Genomic DNA, 21,196 nt, shown 5'->3' with positions numbered 1-21,196 from the left:
ATGCTGCCCCGCCCGCCGCGGCCGGGTAACTCCCCTATCGGGTGGTCCCGGTGGACGCCCGTCCGCCCGTTCACCCGTTCGGGCCGCCGCCGGACCCCGCCCCGCCGTCCGGATGCCTTTTGTGACGCCCACACCCCTTCCTACTCGCAGGTAGCTTCGCTACAGTGGCCGGACGCACCACCGCCGGGCTACGGGAGCCGCACCGGCGGGGGCCTGCGGTCGCCGTGTCCACGGCGGGCGCGCGGTGCGTCATTCACCGGCCGGCGCCGCGAACCGCGGCGGGCCGGGTCTCCTTCCTCGTATCAGAGCCGCTTCCTTTCACCCTTGAGCGCCTGAGCACCACGGCACACCCCTCAGTTCGGCCGGAGCGGACCGGCCGCCGGGGCCGTGTGCCGGAACCCGTCATCTCCCCAGCCCCGCGCGCGGACCCTCCCCCGGCGGCGGCCGCCCCCGCCGCACGCGCGGGCGCGGCGGCCTGCCCGCCGGGGCGTGCGCGGGCCCTTCAGGACTAGGAGTCAGGACAGATGGAGCGTCCCTTTTCCACGGTCGCCGTCGTCGGCCTCGGCACGATGGGTGCCGGTGTCGCGGTGGCCGTCGCCAGGAGCGGCCGCCGGGTGATCGGCATCGAGGCCACCGAGGACTCTGCCGCCCGGGCACTGGCCCGGATCGAGGAGGCGACCGCGCACGCGGTCGACCGGGAGCGGATCACCGCCGGGGAGCGCACCGCGCTGCTGGCGCTGATCTCGGTCGGCCACGAGCTGTCGGCCGCCGCCGGGGCCGAGCTGGTGATCGAGGAGGTGCCCGAGCAGCTGGAGCTGAAGCGGGAGCTCTTCGCCGAGCTGGACCGGATCTGCCCGGCGGGGACGGTGCTGGCCACCGGCACCACCGCGCTCTCGGTGACCCGGATCGCCGCCGCGACCGCCCGCCCGGAGCGGGTGCTGGGCCTGCACTTCTTCAACCCGGTGCACAGCATGAAGCTGGTCGAGGTGGTCCGCACGGTGCTGACCTCCCCGCAGGTCGCCGAGGACGCCGCCGCGTTCGCCCGGGACCTCGGCAAGGAGCCGGTGGCGGCCGGCGACCGGGCCGGCTTCGTGGTCAACGGCCTGCTGTTCGCGTACCTGAACCAGGCCGCCGCGATGTACGAGTCCAAGTACGCCTCCCGGGAGGACATCGACGCCGCGATGCGGCTCGGCTGCGGCCTGCCGATGGGCCCGCTGGCGCTGCTCGACCTGATCGGCGTGGACACCGCGCGGACCGTCCTGGAGGCGATGTACGAGCAGTCCCGGGACCGCCTGCACGCGCCCGCCCCGATCCTCGGCCAGCTGGTCGCGGCCGGGCTGCTGGGCCGCAAGTCCGGCCGCGGCTTCTACACCTACGAGGCGCCCGGCTCGTCCAGGGCCGTGGACGCGGCGACCGGCCCGGCGCGGGCCGCGGTGGCGGGCCGGGAGGTCCGCACGGTCGGCGTCTGCGGCTCGGGCACCATGGCGACCGGCATCGCCGAGGTCTTCGCCAAGGCCGGCCGCCCGGTGCTGCTGGCCGCCCGCAGCCAGGAGAAGGCCGACCGGGCCAAGGCGCAGCTGGCGAAGTCGCTGGCGCGCGCGGTCGACCGGGGCCGGCTGAGCGCGCAGGCGCGGGACGCCGCGCTAGCGCTGGTCACCCCGGTCGGCCAGTACGCCGAACTGGCCGACGTGGACCTGGTGATCGAGGCGGTGGCCGAGGACCTGACGGTCAAGCGCGAGCTGTTCGCCGCCCTGGACAAGATCGTCAGGCCGGGCGCGGTGCTCGCCACCACCACCTCCTCGCTGCCGGTGATCAGCTGCGCGACCGCCACCTCGCGGCCGCAGGACGTGATCGGCATGCACTTCTTCAACCCGGCGCCGGCCATGAAGCTGGTCGAGGTGGTCTCCACCGTGCTGACCGCTCCGGACGTCACCGCGACCGTGCTGGAGCTGACCGCCGCGGTCCGCAAGCACCCGGTGGAGTGCGGCGACCGGGCCGGCTTCATCGTCAACGCGCTGCTCTTCCCCTACCTGAACGACGCGGTGCGGATGCTCCAGGAGCACTACGCGACGGTGGACGACATCGACACCGCGATGAAGCTGGGCTGCGGCTACCCGATGGGCCCGTTCGAGCTGTTGGACGTGGTCGGCCTGGACGTCTCGCTGACCATCGAGCAGGTGCTGCACCAGGAGTTCCGCGAGCCGGGCCTGGCGGCCGCACCGCTGCTGGAGCACCTGGTCGCCGCCGGCTGCCTGGGCCGCAAGACCGGCCGCGGCTTCCGCGACCACGCGCGCCGGTGACCACGCCAGCTGCCGGGGGCGCCGCCGCGCGCGAGGCGGCGCCGCCCGGGGCCGGGCCGTCCGCGACCGGGTCGGGCCCGGTCAGACCGGGCTGGAGCCCGGGGACGGTGTCCGCGCGCTGGCCCAGACCGGCCGTCACCGGCCCGGTCGCACCGGTCCGTCGGGGAAGGGCCGCGGCCGAACCGCCGGGGCCGTGTAGCGTTCCGGACATGGATCGGGTTCAGTCAGCCACCCCGCAGCACTCCGCCGGACCGCGCGGCGCCGACCGGACGACCCCCTCGACCGGGGGCACCGGGCCGGAAGGGGGGCCGGGCAGCCGCCGGGCGGCGGCGCAGCGCCAGCAGATGCGTCAGGACCTGGCCACCGCCGCGATGGAGCTGTTCTCCTCGCAGGGCTACGAGGAGACCACGGTCGACCAGATCGCGGCCGCCGCCGGGGTGGCCCGGCGGACCTTCTTCCGGTACTTCCGGTCGAAGGAGGAGGCGATCTTCCCGGACCACGACGACACCCTCGTCCGGGTGGCCGACCTGCTGGCCAGCGCCGAGCCGGAGGAGCACCCGCTGGACGTGGTCTGCCGCGGCATCAAGGAGGTGCTGCGGATGTACGCCTCGACGCCGGGGGTGTCGGTCGCGCGGTACCAGCTGATCCGTCAGGTCCCGGCGCTGCGCGAGCGGGAGATCGCCGTGGTGGCCCGGTACGAGCGGCTGTTCACCCGGTACCTGCTGGGCCGCTTCGACACCGGCGAGTCCATCCCGTCGGGCTGGCAGCGCGGCGGCGAGGACGACTCGATGCTGGCCGAGGTGTCGGCGGCGGCGGTCGTCGCGGCACACAACCACGTGCTGCGGCGCTGGCTGCGGGCCGGCGGGCGCGGGGACGTGGAGGCGCAGCTGGACCACTCCTTCGAGGTGATCCGGCGGACCTTCTGGGCCGCCAGCACGCCGGGTGCCAGACGCCGCGGCTCCCTGGTGGCACCGGGTGCCAATGGGGCTCCCGGTGACGTGCTGGCCGAGAGCGCACTGAGTGCCAGCCCTGGAGGTGAGGTGCTCATCACAGTCGCCCGGACGGACGCCCCGCTGGACGTGGTGGTGGACAGCATCCGGGCCGCACTGAGTGGCGCCAGGGAGTCCTGAGGTCACCATCTAGCCAGGTCAGAGCGATATCGAGGGCCCGCGTCGAGCAGTCGGCGCGGGCCCTTTCGGCGTCCGCCGCAGCGCGTTCGAGGGCCGCTCCAGGGCGCCGGAATTCGTGACACCCGGTGTCTTTACGAGTGGCACAGGGTGCCACTACCTTGTTACTCACCAGTCGCGGCGCCGCGGCTCCCCACCTCGGCGCGCCGTCGTCCGGCGTTCCCACACCCCGGGAGCAGTGCGCGTTCGACCCGGTCCACCCCGGGCGCCCAGCCCGACCACCCACCACCCACCTCAGCGAAGCCGGTGTCCGCTCCCGGCTACCCCAGACGCCCTGTGCCCTCACACAGGTACGCCTTCGGAGGCAGCCATGCAGGAAATCCTCGACGCGATCCTCAGCAACGACGCCACGTCGGAGGACTTCGCCGCCGTCAAGCTTCCCGAGTCCTACCGAGCGGTGACGCTCCACAAGGACGAGGAGCAGCTGTTCGCGGGCCTCGACAGCCGCGACAAGGACCCCCGCAAGTCCCTTCACCTCGACGAGGTCGCCCTGCCCGAGCTGGGCCCCGGCGAGGCCCTGGTCGCCGTCATGGCCAGCGCGGTGAACTACAACACCGTCTGGAGCTCGATCTTCGAGCCGGTCTCCACCTTCTCCTTCCTGGAGCGCTACGGCCGGCTGTCGCCGCTCACCAAGCGCCACGACCTGCCGTACCACGTCCTCGGCTCCGACCTCGCGGGCGTGGTGCTGCGCACCGGCGCCGGCGTCAACGCCTGGAAGCCCGGCGACGAGGTCGTCGCGCACTGCCTCTCCGTCGAGCTGGAGTCCCCGGACGGCCACAACGACACGATGATGGACCCGGAGCAGCGCATCTGGGGCTTCGAGACCAACTTCGGCGGGCTGGCCCAGATCGCCCTGGTGAAGACCAACCAGCTGCTGCCCAAGCCCAAGCACCTCACCTGGGAGGAGGCCGCCTCCCCCGGCCTGGTCAACTCCACCGCGTACCGCCAGCTGGTCTCGCGCAACGGCGCCGGCATGAAGCAGGGCGACAACGTGCTGATCTGGGGCGCCAGCGGCGGCCTCGGCTCGTACGCCACCCAGTACGCGCTGGCCGGCGGCGCCACCCCGATCTGCGTGGTCTCCAACGACCAGAAGGCCGGGATCTGCCGCGCCATGGGCGCCGAGGCGATCATCGACCGCTCCGCCGAGGGCTACAAGTTCTGGAAGGACGAGCACACCCAGGACCCGCGCGAGTGGAAGCGCCTGGGCGCGAAGATCCGCGAGTTCACCGGCGGCGAGGACGTCGACATCGTCTTCGAGCACCCGGGCCGGGAGACCTTCGGCGCCTCGGTGTACGTCACCCGCAAGGGCGGCACCATCGTCACCTGCGCCTCCACCTCCGGCTTCATGCACCAGTACGACAACCGCTACCTGTGGATGTCGCTCAAGCGCATCGTCGGCTCGCACTTCGCCAACTACCGCGAGGCCTTCGAGGCCAACCGCCTGATCGCCAAGGGCAAGATCCACCCGACCCTGTCCAAGGTCTACTCCCTGGAGGAGACCGGCCAGGCCGCCCTCGACGTGCACCACAACAAGCACCAGGGCAAGGTCGGCGTGCTCTGCCTGGCGCCGGAGGAGGGCCTGGGCGTGCGCGACCACGCGCTGCGCGAGCTGCACCTGCCGGCGATCAACCGCTTCCGGAACGTCTGAGGCAGATCCGATGACCGATCAGCACGAGCGCGACCGCCCCTGGCTGATGCGCACCTACGCCGGGCACTCCACCGCGAGCGACTCCAACGCGCTCTACCGGCGGAACCTGGCGAAGGGCCAGACGGGCCTGTCCGTCGCCTTCGACCTGCCGACCCAGACCGGCTACGACTCCGACCACCTCCTCGCCCGCGGCGAGGTGGGCCGGGTCGGCGTCCCGGTCGGCCACGTCGGCGACATGCGCACCCTGTTCGACGGCATCCCGCTCGAACAGACCAACACCTCCATGACGATCAACGCCACCGCGATGTGGCTGCTGGCGCTCTACCAGGTGGTCGCCGAGGAGCAGGGCGCCGACATCGCCAAGCTCACCGGCACCACCCAGAACGACATCGTCAAGGAGTACCTGTCGCGCGGGACGCACGTCTTCCCGCCCGGCCCCTCGGTGCGCCTGATCACCGACATGATCGCCTACACCGTCGGCCGCATCCCCAAGTGGAACCCGATCAACATCTGCAGCTACCACCTGCAGGAGGCCGGGGCCACGCCCGTCCAGGAGATCGCCTACGCGATGTGCACCGCCATCTCGGTGCTCGACGCCGTCCGCGACTCCGGCCAGGTGCCGGCCGAGCGGATGGGCGAGGTGGTCGCCCGGATCTCCTTCTTCGTCAACGCCGGCGTGCGCTTCGTCGAGGAGATGTGCAAGATGCGCGCCTTCGCCCAGCTGTGGGAGAAGGTCACGCTGGAGCGCTACGGCGTCCAGGACCCGAAGCAGCGCCGCTTCCGCTACGGCGTCCAGGTCAACTCGCTCGGCCTGACCGAGGCCCAGCCGGAGAACAACGTCCAGCGGATCGTCCTGGAGATGCTGGCCGTCACCCTCTCCAAGGACGCCCGCGCCCGCGCCGTCCAACTGCCCGCCTGGAACGAGGCGCTGGGCCTGCCCCGGCCCTGGGACCAGCAGTGGTCGCTGCGGATCCAGCAGGTGCTGGCCTACGAGTCGGACCTGCTGGAGTACGGCGACCTCTTCAACGGCTCCGAGGTGATCGAGGCCAAGACCGCCGACCTGCTGGCCGGCGCCGAGGCGGAGATCGCCAAGGTACTGGCGATGGGCGGGGTCATTCCCGCCGTGGAGTCCGGCTACCTGAAGTCCAACCTGGTCTCCTCGCACGCCGCCCGGCGGGCCCGGATCGAGTCCGGCGAGGACAAGATCGTCGGCGTCAACTGCTTCGACACCACCGAGGAGAGCCCGCTCACGGCCGACCTCGACACCGCCATCATGGTCGTCGACCCGGCCTCCGAGCAGTCCGTGCTCGCCGCCCTGGAGGCCTGGCGCGGACAGCGCGACGAGGCCGCCGTCCAGACCGCGCTGGCCGAGCTCAAGGCCACCGCGGCCACCGACGCCAACCTGGTGCCGGCCACGCTCGCCTGCGCCCGGGCCGGCGTCACCACCGGCGAGTGGGCCTTCGCCCTGCGCGAGGTCTTCGGCGAGTACCGCGCGCCCACCGGCGTCGGCGGCGCCCCGGTCGCGGTGGCCGCCGAACCCGGCGGGGAACTGGCCGCGGTGCGCGCCGCCGTCGCCGCCACCGCCGAGGAACTGGGCTCCGGCAAACTGCGCCTGCTGGTCGGCAAGCCCGGCCTGGACGGGCACTCCAACGGCGCCGAGCAGATCGCCGTCCGGGCCCGCGACGCCGGGTTCGAGGTGGTCTACCAGGGCATCCGGCTGACCCCCGAGCAGATCGTCTCCGCCGCCGTCGCGGAGGACGTGCACTGCGTGGGCCTGTCGATCCTCTCCGGCGCCCACTGCGAGCTGGTGCCCGACGTCCTGCGCCGGCTACGCCGGGCCGGGGTGCAGGATGTCCCGGTGATCGTGGGTGGCATCATCCCGGCAGCGGACGGCGAGGCCCTCAAGGCCGCCGGCGTCGCCGCCGTGTTCACCCCGAAGGACTTCGGCATCACCACCATCATCGGCCGGATCGTGGACGAGATCCGGCTCGCCAACAAGCTCCAGCCCTGGACGCCCGCACCCGCGCCCACCAGCTGACCACTGGGAAGGAACCGACCCACCCTCATGGCTACCGTCAACCGTCTGCGCCCGCGCCGCTCCTGCCTCGCCGTGCCCGGCAGCAACCCGCGCTTCCTGGAGAAGGCCCAGGGCCTCCCCGCCGACCAGGTCTTCCTCGACCTGGAGGACGCCTGCGCCCCCCTGGCCAAGGAGGGCGCCCGCCACCACATCGTCGACGCGCTCAACAACGGCGACTGGGGCGGCAAGACCCGCGTCGTCCGGGTCAACGACTGGACCACCCACTGGACCTACCGCGACGTGATCACCGTCGTCGAGGGCGCCGGCCCCAACCTCGACTGCATCATGCTGCCCAAGGTCCAGGACGCCGAGCAGGTCAAGGCGCTCGACCTGCTGCTCACCCAGATCGAGAAGACCATGGGCTTCGAGGTCGGCCGGATCGGCATCGAGGCGCAGATCGAGAACGCCAAGGGCCTGGTCAACGTCGACGCCATCGCCGAGGCCTCGCCCCGGCTGGAGACCATCATCTTCGGCCCCGCCGACTTCATGGCCTCCATCAACATGAAGTCCCTGGTGGTCGGCGAGCAGCCGGCCGGCTACCCGGCCGACGCCTACCACTACATCCTGATGCGCATCCTGATGGCCGCCCGCGCCAACGACCTCCAGGCCATCGACGGCCCGTACCTGCAGATCCGCAACCAGGAGGGCTACCGCGAGGTCGCCCGGCGCGCCGCCGCCCTCGGCTTCGACGGCAAGTGGGTGCTCCACCCCGACCAGGTCGGCGCCGCGAACGAGATCTTCTCGCCCTCCCAGGAGGACTACGACCACGCCGAGCTGATCCTCGACGCCTACGACTGGTGCACCTCCGAGGCGGGCGGCGCCAAGGGCTCCGCGATGCTCGGCGACGAGATGATCGACGAGGCCAGCCGCAAGATGGCCCTGGTCATCGCCGGCAAGGGCCGGGCCGCCGGCCTGGAGCGCACCACCAAGTTCGAGATCCCGGAAAGCTGAGGCCCGCCGCGATGCAGTTCGGACGCACCTACGAGGAGTTCGAGGTCGGCGCGGTCTACAAGCACTGGCCCGGCAAGACCGTCACCGAGTACGACGACCACCTCTTCTGCCTGCTCACCATGAACCACCACCCGCTCCACCTGGACACCAACTACGCCGAGCGGACGACGGACTTCGGCAGGAACGTGGTGGTGGGCAACTACATCTACTCGCTGCTGCTGGGCATGTCCGTCCCGGACGTCTCCGGCAAGGCCATCGCCAACCTGGAGATCGAGTCGCTGCGGCACGTCGCGCCGACCTTCCACGGCGACACCCTCTACGGCGAGACCACCGTGCTCGACAAGTGGCCGTCCAAGTCCAAGGACGACCGCGGCATCGTGTACGTCGAGACCAAGGGGTACAAGCAGGACGGCACGGTCGTCTGCATCTTCCGCCGCAAGGTGATGGTGCCGACCGAGACGTACATCAAGGAGCGCGGCGGCGAGCAGCCCGGCCGCCCGACCCCCCTTTCCTAGGACCCCTTTCCTGGGACCCCGGATCTCCCCAGACCCCGGAGGGGCCGGCCGCCGTCATCGGCCGACCCCCACCCGGAACGGGGGCCCTGCTGCCGCAGCCACGCCGGCAGGGCCCCCGGCAATCCCCCCCCCGCCCCCTCAAACCTTTCGGAGCCGCACGATGGGACGCCTGGCACAGACCGACGGCCTCACCGAGATCCAGCGGGACATCCTCGCCACCGTGCGGGATTTCGTCGACAAGGAGATCATTCCGGTCGCGACCGAGCTGGAACACAAGGACGAGTACCCGACCGCCATCGTCGAGGGGATGAAGCAGCTCGGCCTCTTCGGCCTCACCATCCCCGAGGAGTACGGCGGCCTCGGCGAGTCGCTGCTCACCTACGCCCTGGTGGTCGAGGAGATCGCCCGCGGCTGGATGAGCGTGTCCGGCATCGTCAACACCCACTTCATCGTGGCGCACATGATCAACGCCCACGGCACCCAGGAACAGAAGGACCACTTCCTGCCGAAGATGGCCGCCGGGGAAATCCGCGGCGCGTTCTCGATGTCCGAGCCCGGCCTCGGCTCCGACGTTTCGGCCATCTCCACCAAGGGCGTCAAGGACGGGGAGTTCTACGTCCTCAACGGCCAGAAGATGTGGCTCACCAACGGCGGCACCTCCACCCTCGTCGCGGTCCTGTGCAAGACCGACGAGGGCGGCAGCACCCCGTACAAGAACATGACCACCTTCCTGATCGAGAAGACCCCCGGATTCGGCCCGAACCCGACCGTCCCCGGCCTCACCGTGCCCGGGAAGATCGAGAAGATGGGCTACAAGGGCGTCGACACCACCGAACTGGTCCTCCAGGACGTCCGGATCCCGGCCGACCGCATCCTCGGCGGCGTCCCCGGGCGCGGCTTCTACCAGATGATGGACGGCGTCGAGGTCGGCCGCGTCAACGTCGCCGCCCGCGGCTGCGGCGTCGCCCGCCGCGCCTTCGAACTCGGCATCTCCTACGCCCAGCAGCGCTCCACCTTCGGCAAGAAGATCGCCGAGCACCAGGCCATCCAGTTCAAGCTCGCCGAGATGGCCACCAAGGTCGAGGCCGCCCACCAGATGATGGTCATGGCCGCCCGCAAGAAGGACGGCGGCGAGCGCAACGACCTCGAAGCCGGCATGGCCAAGTACCTCGCCTCCGAGTACTGCAAGGAGGTCGTCGAGGACGCCTTCCGCATCCACGGCGGCTACGGCTTCTCCAAGGAGTACGAGATCGAACGGCTCTACCGCGAGGCCCCGATGCTGCTCATCGGTGAAGGAACTGCGGAGATCCAGAAGATGATCGTCGGACGCCGGCTCCTGGAGGAGTACCGGATCGCGGAGTGAGCACCGGGTCACCCGGCTCGACGAGCGGCCCCCGGGGCGCTCCGGGCCGGCTGGACGACCCCTTCCGAACCGCCGGTCGACGGGCGTGCGGGCCCGTCCCGGCCACCCGCCGTGCCCATCACGACCCCGGCCTGGTCCGCCTGGGTCCGGCACGGCCCTCCGGGAGCGGCCGCAGGGCGTACAGCTGCAACGACACGCCCCGCGGCCGCTTCCGCACACCCTCGACAGGCCGTGTCCCGCGCCCCCGGCGGACCGCGAACGGCCCGTTCCGCCCACCGGGTTCCGCCGACGGGCCTGTTGAGACAAGTGTCACCAGCCCCGTCCGGTCCCTTGGGAACCGGACCGGGGCGAGCTACGGTCGTAGAGGTGGGACGCGCACACGCGCTTCCACCGGACACGTGAACGAGCAGGCGGGTTGCCCACCCACCGTGTGCTCCCGATAGCATCCACCGGGACAGCAAGCCGTCCCTCTATTACCCGATCCCGCGGTGGCCCCCGTCCAGCGGCCATGATCCCCCGCGACAAAGGTCTTCGATGCCCATCAGCCCGTCCCCTCACACCTCCGTCACGGACCGCGATGCCCTCGCAGCCACGACGGCCGGTCGGCGACCCCGCGTGACCATCGCGCGCGGAGCCACCCCCTGGTTCGTCCCCACCCTCGCCACGGCCGCCGTGACCACCGCCCTCACCCGGCGCAGCGGCAAGTGGGCCCTGGCAGCGGTACCCGCCTGTGCGCTCAGCGCGGGCATGCTGTGGTTCTTCCGCGACCCCGAGCGTGAGATCGGCGCGGGCAGAGTGATCTCCCCCGCCGACGGCGTGGTGCAGAGCATCGACGCCTGGCCGGACGGCCGCACCCGGGTCGCGATCTTCATGAGCCCGCTCAACGTCCACGTCAACCGTGCGCCCCTGCCCGGCACGGTGACGTCGGTCGAGCACGTCGCGGGCGGCTTCGTCCCCGCGTTCAACAAGGACAGCGACCAGAACGAGCGGGTCGTCTGGCACTTCGACACCGAGCTCGGCGACATCGAGATGGTGCAGATCGCGGGGGCCGTGGCCCGTCGCATCGTGCCGTACATCGCCGCCGGTACCAAGGTCGAGCAGGGCGACCGGATCGGTCTGATCCGGTTCGGCTCCCGGGTCGACACCTACCTGCCGGCCGGCGTCGAGGTCGGCGTCGAGGTCGGCCAGAAGACCACAGCCGGGGTGACGCGCCTTGACCGTGACTGATCCTGAGACAATCGTCGGCCTGGACGACGAGGAGACGGCCCTGCGCCGTCGCCGCTGGGCGCGCGACCGCGAGCTGCGCGCCCCGCGCTCTCCCCAGCACCTGTCCACCGCCGACTTCCTGACCCTGGGGAACGCCGTCTGCGGCTTCCTGGCGATCTACTCGATCACCACCGGGGTCCTCGTCCCGCACATCACCAACCCGGACGCCGCACCCGACCGGCACAGCGCCGCCACCGCGGTCACGCTGCTGCTCATCGGCTCCATGTGCGACCTCTTCGACGGGCTGGTGGCGCGCAAGCTCCGCTCCTCCGCCCTCGGAGCGGAACTGGACAACCTGGCCGACCTGATCAGCTTCGGCATCGCGCCGGCCTACTTCGTCGCCGTCTGGGGCATGGTCTCCCAGGGCTCCAACAGCAAGCTCTCGGCGCTCATCGCGATCACCGTCCTGCTCGCGGTCGTCCTGCGGCTCGCCCGCTTCTCCGCCGTCAAGATGCGACCCGGGGTGTTCCAGGGCATGCCCTGCCCGATGGGCGCGATGACGGTGATCGCCATCGTGCTGCTCGACCCGCCGTTCCTGCCCGGTCTGCTCGCCATCTTCGGCGCCGCGTACCTCATGGTCAGCCGGATCGAGTACCCCAAGCCCCAGGGGCTGCTGGCCACCGCCACGCTGTGCTGGATCGTCGTCTCCATCGGCTGCCTCGCGGCCTGGGCGACCGGCCTGCCCGGCGGCGACGCCCTGATGCACGTCGGCGCCTTCGCCCAGATCACGCTCGCCGCGATGGCCCCACTGCTGGTCATCCGGCGCAAGGTCGGACAGAAGGTCGGCGACGTCCGCGCCAGGCGGGCGGAATCCCGCCTCGGCTAGTCGTTCCCGTACGCGAGAGGGGCCCGGATCCAGTCGGATCCGGGCCCCTCTTCGTTGTGCTCGCTCTTCGGCGGGCGCTGCTAGGGCGTGTCTTCAAACTCCCGTCGTCCGCCCGGAGGGCGGGCGTGGCGGCGTTGGGGTGCGTGCATCGCAAGGCGGAGGAGGGAGTCCATGCGGAGCATCGGCGACTGACGACAACGCGGCGAGGTGCGTGCCCCAACGCCGGCGCGCAGGCGGGAGTTTGAAGACACGCCCTAGGCGCCGACGGGCGCCGCTAGGCACCGCCGGTGTGCACGCTGAACGCCGAGCGGCGGGCCGCCCGCGCCACGCCCGGATCCGGATGCACGCTCGAGACCGCCGACAGCACCGAGGCCGCCCGCGGGTGCCCCGACTGCCGGGCCCGGGCGAACAGCCGCACCGGATCGCCCGCCGCGGCGCCCTCGACGTGGCCCACCAGCAGCTCCGTCTCGCCGTGGTCCAGCACCGCCGCCGCCGTGTCCACCCACAGCCAGGCCGCGTCCTCCGCCCCCAGCACGTCCGCCGGCGAAACCCCCTCGTCCGAGCGCTCCGCCAGCCACAGCAGCGCGTACGGGCGCAGCACCGGCTCGTCCACCGACCCCCGCACCGCCTGCTCCGCCGGGCCGCCGGCCACCCGCAGCGCCTCGAAGGCCAGCCCGCGCACCAGCGCGTCGTCCCCCTGCGCCGCGTCCAGCAGCTCCGCCACCGCCCGATCGGCCGGACGGGCCGCCACCCAGGCGCGGAACTCGGCCCGCGCCGGGCCCGGCGAATAGTCCGCGCAGGCGTTCAGCAGCTCGAAGGCACTCTGCTCGATGTGCCCGGCCGCGGTCTGCGCGACCGTGCAGATCTCCTCCAGCTTCGCCCGCACCGCCCAGTGGCCCAGCGGCGACAGCTCGGCGGCCTCGTCCCTGCGGACCACGGCCCCGACGGCCGCCAGGCCGTCCAGCATCCAGTCCAGGACCGCGGCCACGTCGGCCGGCGACGGCGGGGTGTCGATCTGCGGCTCCCGGCACGTGCCGCGGACCGCCGACACCGCCGAGGCGGCGTGCGGCACGGGCGACAGGCCCGAACCGTCCGTGCCACCCACCCGGCGCTCGTCCAGACCCCGGCGCAGCAGCTCCAGCAGTTCGCCGTCCGACACCGGACCGGCCACCAGGTGCAGGAACGACAGCAACTGAGGCGCCTGGTCCACCGCCTGGCCGGCCAGCACCGCGAACACGCCCCGCAGAGCGGCCGGCGGCACCGGGGCCAGCAGCGTCCAGGCGTCGAACAGCGCCGACCAGCCGCGGACCACCGCCTCGTCGTCGTGCTCCCAGGCGTGCAGGCGCCAGCCCGGGACCGCACCGCCGTCCCTGGCCTCCACCAGGCCGACCAGCAGTGCCTGCCCCCACGCCTTGGCGGCGGCGCCGACCGTCATGGCCAGCGCCCGACCCGCCGCACGGGCGTCGTCGGGCAGCAGCTCGCCCCGCTTGTCGACCTCTTCCAGGTCCCCCGCCCAGCGGGCGATCCGGACGGCGTCCACCAGCATCCGGCGGGCCAGCGGCGCCAGCTCGGCCGGCGCGGGGAAGCCCTCCGGTACGGGAACCCTCCCCCGACCGGGCGCCGCAGCGGGCCCTCGTCGGCGGGGTACCCCGGCCCCGCCCGGCTTGCCGGCGGCGGGCCGGTGGGCCGTACCGGGGAGACGGGTCACCGTCGCACCAGTACCGATCGTCGGAGGGAGCGGGGCATCACGGTCGCGCGGATTCCGAGACGTCACGTCGAGCAGTCTTCCCCTTGTACCGGCCTTCTGTCACATCCGGTTGGCTGTACGGACGGGCGGCCGTCGACGGCGCCTCCCCAAGATCGGGCAACAATCGGGCAACAGAGGCAAACCGCCTGGCCGGAAACAGGTGGCGGGGGCATGCCATCCCGGCTCAACCCTTGCGGCGGCGGTCGCGCTACCCGCCCGACCGGTCACACTCCGTGGCTGACGGGTGAGGTCCAGGTTTCGTACAGAGGCCCTGTCGGTGTGACTTCTCGTGCGGGGGGGCTGGGTTCAGAGAAGGGGGGTGAGCCAGCGGCGGAGGAGTTCGGTGTAGTGGGTGGGGGCCGAGTTCCAGAGGGTGGTGTGGTCGGCGCCCGGGAAAGGCCGGAGGCTGACCACGCCGGGGCGGGCGGCGGCGAGGCGCTCGGCGGCGCGGAACGGGGCGACCTGATCGTCGGGGCTGTGCAGGAGGAGGGTGGGGACACGCAGGTCGGCGCCCTCGGCGATGCGGCTGAAGTCGGCGAGGTCGACGCCGGTGCGGCCCTCGGCCGCGAGGGCGCCGAGCTCGGCGGCGGCGCCGGTGTAGCCGGCCCGGGCGGCGCCGCGGCGGGCGGTGGCGGGCAGGTCGAGGACCGGCGAGTCCAGGACGAGGCCGCTGATGGCATGGGCCCAGGCGGAGCGGGAGGCCGTCTGGAGGGCCATGGTGGCGCCGAGGGACCAGCCGTACAGGATGACCCGGCCGGCGCCGCTGTCGAGGGCGAGCCGGACCGCCGACTCGACGTCGCGCCACTCGGTCTCGCCGAAGTGGCCGAGCCCGTCCGGCGAGGCGGGGGCGCCCTGGTCGCCCCGGTAGGTGACGGCGAGGGCGGGCAGGGCGAGGCGGTCGAGGACGGGGAGGACCGGGAGGGTCTGCTGCCGGTCGGCGCCGGGGCCGTGGACGAGGATCACCCAGGTGCCGCGTTTGCCGTCGAGGCGCCAGGCGGGGAGGGCGCCGAGTTCGCCGTCGGCGGCGGTGTCGGTGAAGGGGAGGCCGAGCGCCTCCGTGGGGTCGCCGAGGTGGACGCGGGGGGTGAAGCGGACCTCGGTGCCGGGGGTGAGGGTGCCCCGGTCGGCGCGGACGAGGCGACGGGTGACACCGTTCTCGTCGCTGTGCAGGACGTCCTCGACGACGGCGTGGCCGTGGTCGTCCCACTCCACGGCCCAGCGGCCGGGGCGCAGGCTCTCGGGGCGGCGGTTGAAGGTGATCCGGCCCGCGGCGAGGCTCCGCACCAGGACGGGGCCCGACTCCCGGACGGCGCTCGCCGGGTGGACCAGCCGTTCGGAGGCCCGACGGCCGATCACCAGGACGGCGGCCCCGGCGCCGACGACGGCGGCCGCCACGACGGCCGCGGTTCCCCAACGCATATCGCTCCCCGCTCTGCTGGTCTTGGCTGGTCTTGGACCGGACGGTGTCCGGGCGGTGTCCGGGCGCTGCTCGGACGGTGTTCGGGCACCAGTTCACCGGGGGGCCGCGCGGGCGGCCACCGGGCTGGGCCGTCCGGGGTACGGCGGGGCGTCGGACGGGGCGGGCGTCAGGCGGGCGGGGCGTCGGGCGGGGCGGGCGTCAGGCGGGCGGGGCGTCGGGCGGGGCGGGCGTCAGGCGGGCGGGGCCTCGGGCGGGCGAGAACGGCACCGGCGACAGGGCTCCGAGGTGTGACCAACCCCTCCGTGACCTCGGTTGACTCCCGGTTCGGCCGCGTGATGGGATCCTGGGGCCAAACGGAGGCATGCAGAGGAAGCCGGTGCGAGTCCGGCGCGGTCCCGCCACTGTCACCGGGGAGCACGCTCGGAACATTGCCACGGCGGACCGTCAGAAGCCGCTGGAAGGCCCGGGGGTGCGTCCGACCCGGAAGCCAGGAGACTCTCGCCCCCGGTACGTCGATCCAGGGCGCGGACCCTGAGTGAGGACACGCACGCGATGCAGGCTGCCCCGACCCGCCGGACCCCACGCGGCCTTCCGCCGAACCCGCCGTGCGCCCGCTGACCCGCGCCGCCGCGTTCGCGCTCGGCGCCGCCGCGGGCTTCGCCGCGGACTCCCGCTTCGCCGACCCCCGGCGCGGCCACCCGGTGGCCGTCTTCGGCGGCGCGGCGACCCGGCTGGAGCGGCGGGTGTGGCAGGACGACCGGGTGGCCGGCGCCGGGTACACGGCGCTGTGCGTGGGCGCGGTCGCGGCCGGCGCGGTGGCCCTGGACCGTACGGTGGGCCGGCGTCCGCTGGGCCGGGCCGCGCTGGCGGCCGCCGCGACCTGGACGGTGCTGGGCGGCACCTCGCTGACCCGGGAGGCGCGCACCATCGGCCGGTCGCTGGCCACGGGCGACCTGACGGCCGCGCGGGAACGACTGCCGCACCTGTGCGGGCGGGATCCGAGCGCGCTGGACGGGCCGCAGATCGCCCGCGCGGTGGTCGAGTCGGTGGCCGAGAACACGGCGGACGCCGTGGTGAACGCGCTGGTCTGGGGCACGCTGGCGGGCACGCCGGGGCTGCTGGCGTTCCGCGCGGTGAACACGCTGGACGCGATGGTCGGCCACCGCTCGCCGCGGTACGCCCGGTTCGGCTGGGCCTCGGCCCGGCTGGACGACGTGGCGGGCTGGCCGGGCGCCCGGCTGACGGCGCTGCTCACGGTGGCCGCCGCGCCGCAGCCGAAAACGGCCTGGCGGGTCTGGCGGCGGGACGGCTCGGCGCACCCGAGCCCGAACGCGGGCCAGGCGGAGGCGGCCTTCGCGGGCGCGGTGGGCGTCCGGCTGGGCGGGACCCTCCAGTACGGGGAGCGGGTGGAGCACCGGCCGGTGCTGGGCGCGGAGTTGCGCCCGGTGACGGCGGACGACATCGAGCGGGCCTGCGTGCTCTCCCGGCGGGTGGGCGCGCTGGCCCTGGGTACGACGGTCGCGGGGCACGTCGCGCTGCGCTTGCTGACGACACGGTGGAGGGGAAGGGCATGAGCAACGCACTGCTGGTCGCCGGGACGACCTCGGACGCGGGCAAGAGCGTGGTGACCGCGGGCATCTGCCGCTGGCTGGCCCGGCAGGGGGTGCGGGTCGCGCCGTTCAAGGCGCAGAACATGTCGCTGAACTCCTTCGTCACCGCCGACGGCGCCGAGATCGGCCGGGCGCAGGCGATGCAGGCGCAGGCGGCCCGGGTGGAGCCGGAGGCGGCGATGAACCCGGTGCTGCTGAAGCCGGGCGCGGACGGCCGCAGCCAGGTGGTGCTGCTGGGCCGGCCGGTCGCCGAGGTGGGCGCGCTGGACTACCGCGAACGCAAGCCCGTCCTGCTGGAACGGTCGCTGGAGTGCCTGGCGGATCTGCGCCGCCGCTACGAGGTGGTGGTCTGCGAGGGCGCCGGTTCGCCCGCCGAGATCAACCTGCGGGACCGGGACATCGCCAACATGGGCCTGGCGACGGCCGCCGGGCTGCCGGTGGTGGTGGTCGGGGACATCGACCGCGGCGGCGTCTTCGCGGCGATGTACGGGACGCTGGCGCTGCTGTCGGCGCAGGACCAGCGGCACGTGGCGGGCTGGTTCGTCAACAAGTTCCGCGGCGACGCGCGGCTGCTGGCGCCCGGCCTGGACATGCTGCACGGGCTGACCGGCCGTCCGGTGCTGGGCACCCTGCCGATGCTGCCGGGCCTGTGGCTGGACGCCGAGGACTCGCTGGACCTGTCCACGGTGGTGGACCGGGTCGACGGCCGCGGCCCGCTCGGGGCGGACGTGCTGCGGGTGGCCGTGGTGCGCTTCCCCCGACTGTCGAACTTCACCGACCTGGACGCGCTGGCGCAGGAGCCCGGCGTGCTGGTGCGCTGGGTGACCCGGCCGGAGGAACTGGCCGACGCCGACCTGGTGGTGCTGCCCGGCACCCGGGCCACCGTGGCCGACCTGGCCTGGCTGCGCGAACGCGGCCTGGAGCCGACACTGAAGGCGCGGGCGGCGGCCGGGCTGCCGGTCCTCGGGGTGTGCGGCGGCTACCAGATGCTGGCGCGCGGGATCGAGGACGAGGTGGAGTCCGGGGCCGGCTCGGTCGAGGGCCTGGGCCTGCTGCCGACGCACGTGCGGTTCGGCGCCGAGAAGGTGCTGGCGCGGCCGGTCGGCACGGCGTACGGGCAGCGGGTCGAGGGCTACGAGATCCACCACGGGGTAGTGGCCGTGGAGGGGGGCGAGCCGTTCTTCTCCGATGACGACGGGCACGGCCTGGACGGCTGCCGGGTCGGCCCGGTGTGGGGCACGACCTGGCACGGCGCGCTGGAGAACGACGGCTTCCGTCGTGAACTCCTGCGCGAGGTCGCCGCGTTGGCGGGCCGGGCGTTCGTGCCGGCGCCGGACACCTCGTTCGCCGAGGCGCGCGAGGCCCGGCTGGACCGGCTGGGCGACCTGATCGAGGAGCACGCGGACACCGACGCGCTGTGGAAGCTGATCGAGGGCGGGGTGCCGGCGGCCGGATCGCTGCCGTTCCTGGCGCCCGGGGCACCTGGGGAGTATGCATGAGTGACGTCCGCTATCCGTTCACCGCGATCGTCGGCATGCCCGACCTGCGGCTCGGCCTGCTGCTCAACGCGGTCTCGCCGGCCGTGGGCGGCGTGCTGGTGCGCGGCGAGAAGGGCACCGCGAAGTCGACCATGGTGCGCGCGCTGGCCGGCCTGCTGCCGACCCTCGCGGCCGTCGACGGCTGCCGGTTCGCCTGCGACCCGTCCGCGCCGGACCCGCAGTGCCCGGACGGGCCGCACGACCGCCCTTCGGCGTCCGAACGCCCCGCCCAGCTGGTCGAGTTGCCGGTCGGCGTGGCCGAGGACCGGATCGTCGGCTCGCTCGACCTGGAACGGGCGCTCGCCGAGGGCGTCAAGGCGTACGAGCCGGGGCTGCTCGCCAAGGCGCACCGCGGCGTGCTCTACATCGACGAGGTGAACCTGCTCCAGGACCACGTCGTGGACCTGCTGCTGGACGCCGCCGCGATGGGCCGCTCGTACGTCGAGCGCGAGGGCGTGTCGGTGCGGCACGCCGCCCGCTTCCTGCTGGTCGGCACGATGAACCCCGAGGAGGGCGAGCTGCGGCCGCAGCTGCTCGACCGGTTCGGCCTGACCGTCGAGATCGCCGCCACCCGGGACCCGGCCGAGCGCGCCGAGGTGGTCCGCCGCCGGCTCGGCTACGACGCCGACCCGGCCGGCTTCGCCGCGCGGTTCGCCGCGGACGAGCAGGCGCTCGCCGAACGCATCACCGCCGCCCGGGAGTTGCTGCCCAAGGTGGAGCTGACCGATGTGGCGCTGCGTCAGATCACCGCCGTGTGCGCCGCGTTCGAGGTGGACGGGCTGCGCGCCGACATCGTGATGGCCCGCACCGCCGTCGCGCTCGCCGCCTGGGACGGGCGGACCGAGGTGCTGGAGGAGGACGTCCGCAAGGCCGCCCAGCTGGCGCTGCCGCACCGGCGCCGCCGCAACCCCTTCGACGCGCCGGGGCTGGACGAGGAGCAGCTCGACCGGACGCTGGAGGAGCACGCGCAGCCGGAGGAGCCCGCGCAGCCATCGGAGCCCTCCGAGCCCTCGGAGCCCGAGGGGTCCGGGGAGCTCGGGGGCTCAGGAGAGACCGAGGGCGACGGGGACGGCGAGGGCGACGGCCCCGAGGACGACGGTCCGGGCCCGGACGGCGGCCCCGGCGGCGGCCCGGACGGCGGCGGGGCCCCCGAGCCCGCCTCCGGCCCGCAGGCATCGGCCGCCGAGCCGGACGAGCCGCTCCAGCAGCCCGTACCGGCCCAACACCCCGCCCCCGCCCGGGAGTCGGCACCGGTCGCGGCCGGCGACCCGTACCGGACCAAGCTGTTCACCGTGCAGGGCACCGGCCACGGCGCCCAGGGCCGCCGCTCCCCCGCCGAGACCACCGGCGGGCACACCGTGCGCGCCCGGCGCCCCCAGGGCACGCTCAGCCGCCTGCACCTGACCGCCACCTTGCAGGCCGCCGCGCCGCACCAGGCGGCGCGCGGGCGGGCCGGCCGGGCGCTGGTGCTGCGCAAGGACGACTTCCGCGAACAGGTCCGCCAGGGACGGGAGTCCAACCTGGTGCTGTTCGTCGTCGACGCCTCCGGCTCGATGGCCGCCCGGCAGCGGATGACCGCCGTCAAGGGCGCCGTGCTGTCCCTGCTGATGGACGCCTACCAGCGGCGCGACAAGATCGGCATGATCACCTTCCGGGGCGCGGACGCCGAACTGGCGCTGCCACCGACCTCGTCCGTGGAGGTCGGCGCGGCCCGGCTGGAGTCGCTGCCCACCGGCGGCCGCACCCCGCTGGCCGCCGGCCTGCTGCGCGCGCACGAGGTCCTGCGGGTGGAGCGGCTGCGCGACCCGAGCCGCCGCCCGCTGCTGGTCGTGGTGACCGACGGCCGGGCCACCGGCGGGCGGGACGCGCTCGCCCGGTCGCAGCGCGCGGCCGGACTGTTCGCCGCGCAGGGCACCGCCAGCGTGGTGCTGGACTGCGAGTCCGGCCCCGTCCGGCTCGGCCTCGCCCGCACCCTGGCCGGACTGCTCGGCGGCACCGCCGTCAGTCTGGACGAGCTGCGCCCCGAGGGCGTCGCCTCGCTCGTCCGCGAGAACCGCCACGACGGCCGGCGCGACAGCCGGCAGGAGAACCGTCGTGAGAACCGTGCCACCACCATGCGAAAGGCGGCCTGAGCCGACATGCCCAAGGGTGTCCCCGAGAGCGTCCCCGACGACGGCCTGACGACCCGTCAGCGCCGCACGCAGCCGATCACCGCCGTGCACACCGGCCCCGGCAAGGGCAAGTCCACGGCCGCGTTCGGCATGGCGCTGCGGGCCTGGAACCAGGGCTGGCCCGTCGGGGTGTTCCAGTTCGTGAAGTCCGCCAAGTGGAAGGTCGGCGAGGAGAACGCGCTGCGCGTGCTCGGCGCCTCCGGCGAGGGCGGCACGGTCGACTGGCACAAGATGGGCTCCGGCTGGTCGTGGATCCAGCGCTCCAGCGAGATGGAGATGGACAGCGAGGCGGCCGCCAAGGAGGGCTGGGAGCAGGTCAAGCGCGACCTGGCGGCCGAGACCTACCGCTTCTACGTGCTGGACGAGTTCACCTACCCCATGCACTGGGGCTGGGTCGACCCGGAGGAGGTCGTGTCGGTGCTCAAGGACCGCCCGGGCAGCCAGCACGTCGTCATCACCGGCCGGTACGCGCCCGAACCGCTGACCGAATTCGCCGACCTGGTCACCGAGATGACCAAGGTCAAGCACCCCATGGACGCCGGCCGCAAGGGCCAGCGCGGTATCGAGTGGTAGACCG

At 73.5% G+C, this 21,196-nt stretch carries 15 protein-coding genes and 1 riboswitch; of the genes, 13 read left to right on the top strand and 2 right to left on the bottom strand.

The window, feature by feature from the left end; translation table 11 throughout:
- The first annotated feature begins 524 nt into the window (after positions 1-524).
- The 9 genes from A6F73_RS23455 (at position 525) to A6F73_RS23415 (ending at position 12,133) form a co-directional block, all read left to right on the top strand.
- Positions 525-2,300, top strand: a complete 1,776-nt coding sequence (locus A6F73_RS23455; protein ID WP_063349597.1) for a 3-hydroxybutyryl-CoA dehydrogenase — start codon at positions 525-527, stop codon at positions 2,298-2,300.
- Positions 2,301-2,509: 209 nt separating this feature from the next.
- Positions 2,510-3,430, top strand: a complete 921-nt coding sequence (locus A6F73_RS23450; RefSeq protein ID WP_063349596.1) for a TetR family transcriptional regulator — start codon at positions 2,510-2,512, stop codon at positions 3,428-3,430.
- Positions 3,431-3,797: 367 nt separating this feature from the next.
- Positions 3,798-5,135, top strand: a complete 1,338-nt coding sequence (gene ccrA / locus A6F73_RS23445) for a crotonyl-CoA carboxylase/reductase (protein WP_063349595.1) — start codon at positions 3,798-3,800, stop codon at positions 5,133-5,135.
- A gap of 10 nt (positions 5,136-5,145) precedes the next feature.
- Positions 5,146-7,173 (top strand): protein meaA, encoded by a 2,028-nt coding sequence (locus A6F73_RS23440; RefSeq protein ID WP_063349594.1) that lies wholly within the window; start codon positions 5,146-5,148, stop codon positions 7,171-7,173.
- A gap of 27 nt (positions 7,174-7,200) precedes the next feature.
- On the top strand, positions 7,201-8,163 hold the full coding sequence (locus A6F73_RS23435; protein WP_063349593.1) for a CoA ester lyase: 963 nt from the start codon (positions 7,201-7,203) through the stop codon (positions 8,161-8,163).
- A gap of 11 nt (positions 8,164-8,174) precedes the next feature.
- The gene (locus A6F73_RS23430; protein ID WP_063349592.1) at positions 8,175-8,678 is read left to right on the top strand and encodes a MaoC family dehydratase; all 504 of its coding nucleotides are present in this window, start codon (positions 8,175-8,177) and stop codon (positions 8,676-8,678) included.
- A 160-nt stretch (positions 8,679-8,838) separates the two neighbouring features.
- The gene (locus tag A6F73_RS23425) at positions 8,839-10,041 is read left to right on the top strand and encodes an acyl-CoA dehydrogenase family protein (protein ID WP_063349591.1); all 1,203 of its coding nucleotides are present in this window, start codon (positions 8,839-8,841) and stop codon (positions 10,039-10,041) included.
- A gap of 534 nt (positions 10,042-10,575) precedes the next feature.
- Positions 10,576-11,268 (top strand): phosphatidylserine decarboxylase, encoded by a 693-nt coding sequence (locus tag A6F73_RS23420; protein ID WP_063349590.1) that lies wholly within the window; start codon positions 10,576-10,578, stop codon positions 11,266-11,268.
- 40 nt (positions 11,269-11,308) lie between these two features.
- On the top strand, positions 11,309-12,133 hold the full coding sequence (locus tag A6F73_RS23415; RefSeq protein WP_051710986.1) for a CDP-alcohol phosphatidyltransferase family protein: 825 nt from the start codon (positions 11,309-11,311) through the stop codon (positions 12,131-12,133).
- Between the two features lie 274 nt (positions 12,134-12,407).
- Here A6F73_RS23415 and A6F73_RS23410 read toward each other — a convergent pair whose 3' ends face one another.
- On the bottom strand, positions 12,408-13,841 hold the full coding sequence (locus A6F73_RS23410; RefSeq protein ID WP_244293475.1) for a hypothetical protein: 1,434 nt from the start codon (positions 13,839-13,841) through the stop codon (positions 12,408-12,410).
- Positions 13,842-14,186: 345 nt separating this feature from the next.
- Positions 14,187-15,299: an alpha/beta hydrolase gene (locus tag A6F73_RS23405; RefSeq protein ID WP_063349588.1), complete on the bottom strand. Its 1,113-nt coding sequence runs from the start codon at positions 15,297-15,299 to the stop codon at positions 14,187-14,189.
- A 366-nt stretch (positions 15,300-15,665) separates the two neighbouring features.
- Positions 15,666-15,798, top strand: a riboswitch (cobalamin riboswitch).
- 107 nt (positions 15,799-15,905) lie between these two features.
- Here A6F73_RS23405 and A6F73_RS23400 point away from each other — a divergent pair.
- From A6F73_RS23400 to cobO, 4 genes are read left to right on the top strand one after another with little or no spacing between them, the layout of a single operon-like run.
- Entirely contained in the window at positions 15,906-16,874 is a 969-nt protein-coding gene (locus A6F73_RS23400) for a cobalamin biosynthesis protein (RefSeq protein ID WP_079135928.1), read from the top strand.
- Entirely contained in the window at positions 16,871-18,409 is a 1,539-nt protein-coding gene (locus tag A6F73_RS23395) for a cobyric acid synthase (RefSeq protein ID WP_063349587.1), read from the top strand. The genes A6F73_RS23400 and A6F73_RS23395 overlap by 4 nt, the downstream gene beginning before the upstream one ends.
- A complete protein-coding gene (locus A6F73_RS23390; RefSeq protein ID WP_063349586.1) occupies positions 18,406-20,580 on the top strand; it encodes a putative cobaltochelatase in 2,175 nt (724 codons plus the stop codon). Before A6F73_RS23395 ends, A6F73_RS23390 begins: the two co-directional genes overlap by 4 nt.
- Before the next feature lie 6 nt (positions 20,581-20,586).
- Positions 20,587-21,192 (top strand): cob(I)yrinic acid a,c-diamide adenosyltransferase, encoded by a 606-nt coding sequence (gene cobO, locus A6F73_RS23385; protein WP_063349585.1) that lies wholly within the window; start codon positions 20,587-20,589, stop codon positions 21,190-21,192.
- Positions 21,193-21,196 lie beyond the last annotated feature (4 nt).

The organism is Streptomyces sp. MJM8645 (assembly GCF_001625365.1).
Lineage (GTDB): Bacteria > Actinomycetota > Actinomycetes > Streptomycetales > Streptomycetaceae > Kitasatospora.
The sequence above is the reverse complement of the archived record's forward strand: the minus strand, read 5'-3'. Positions and strand labels throughout refer to the sequence as shown.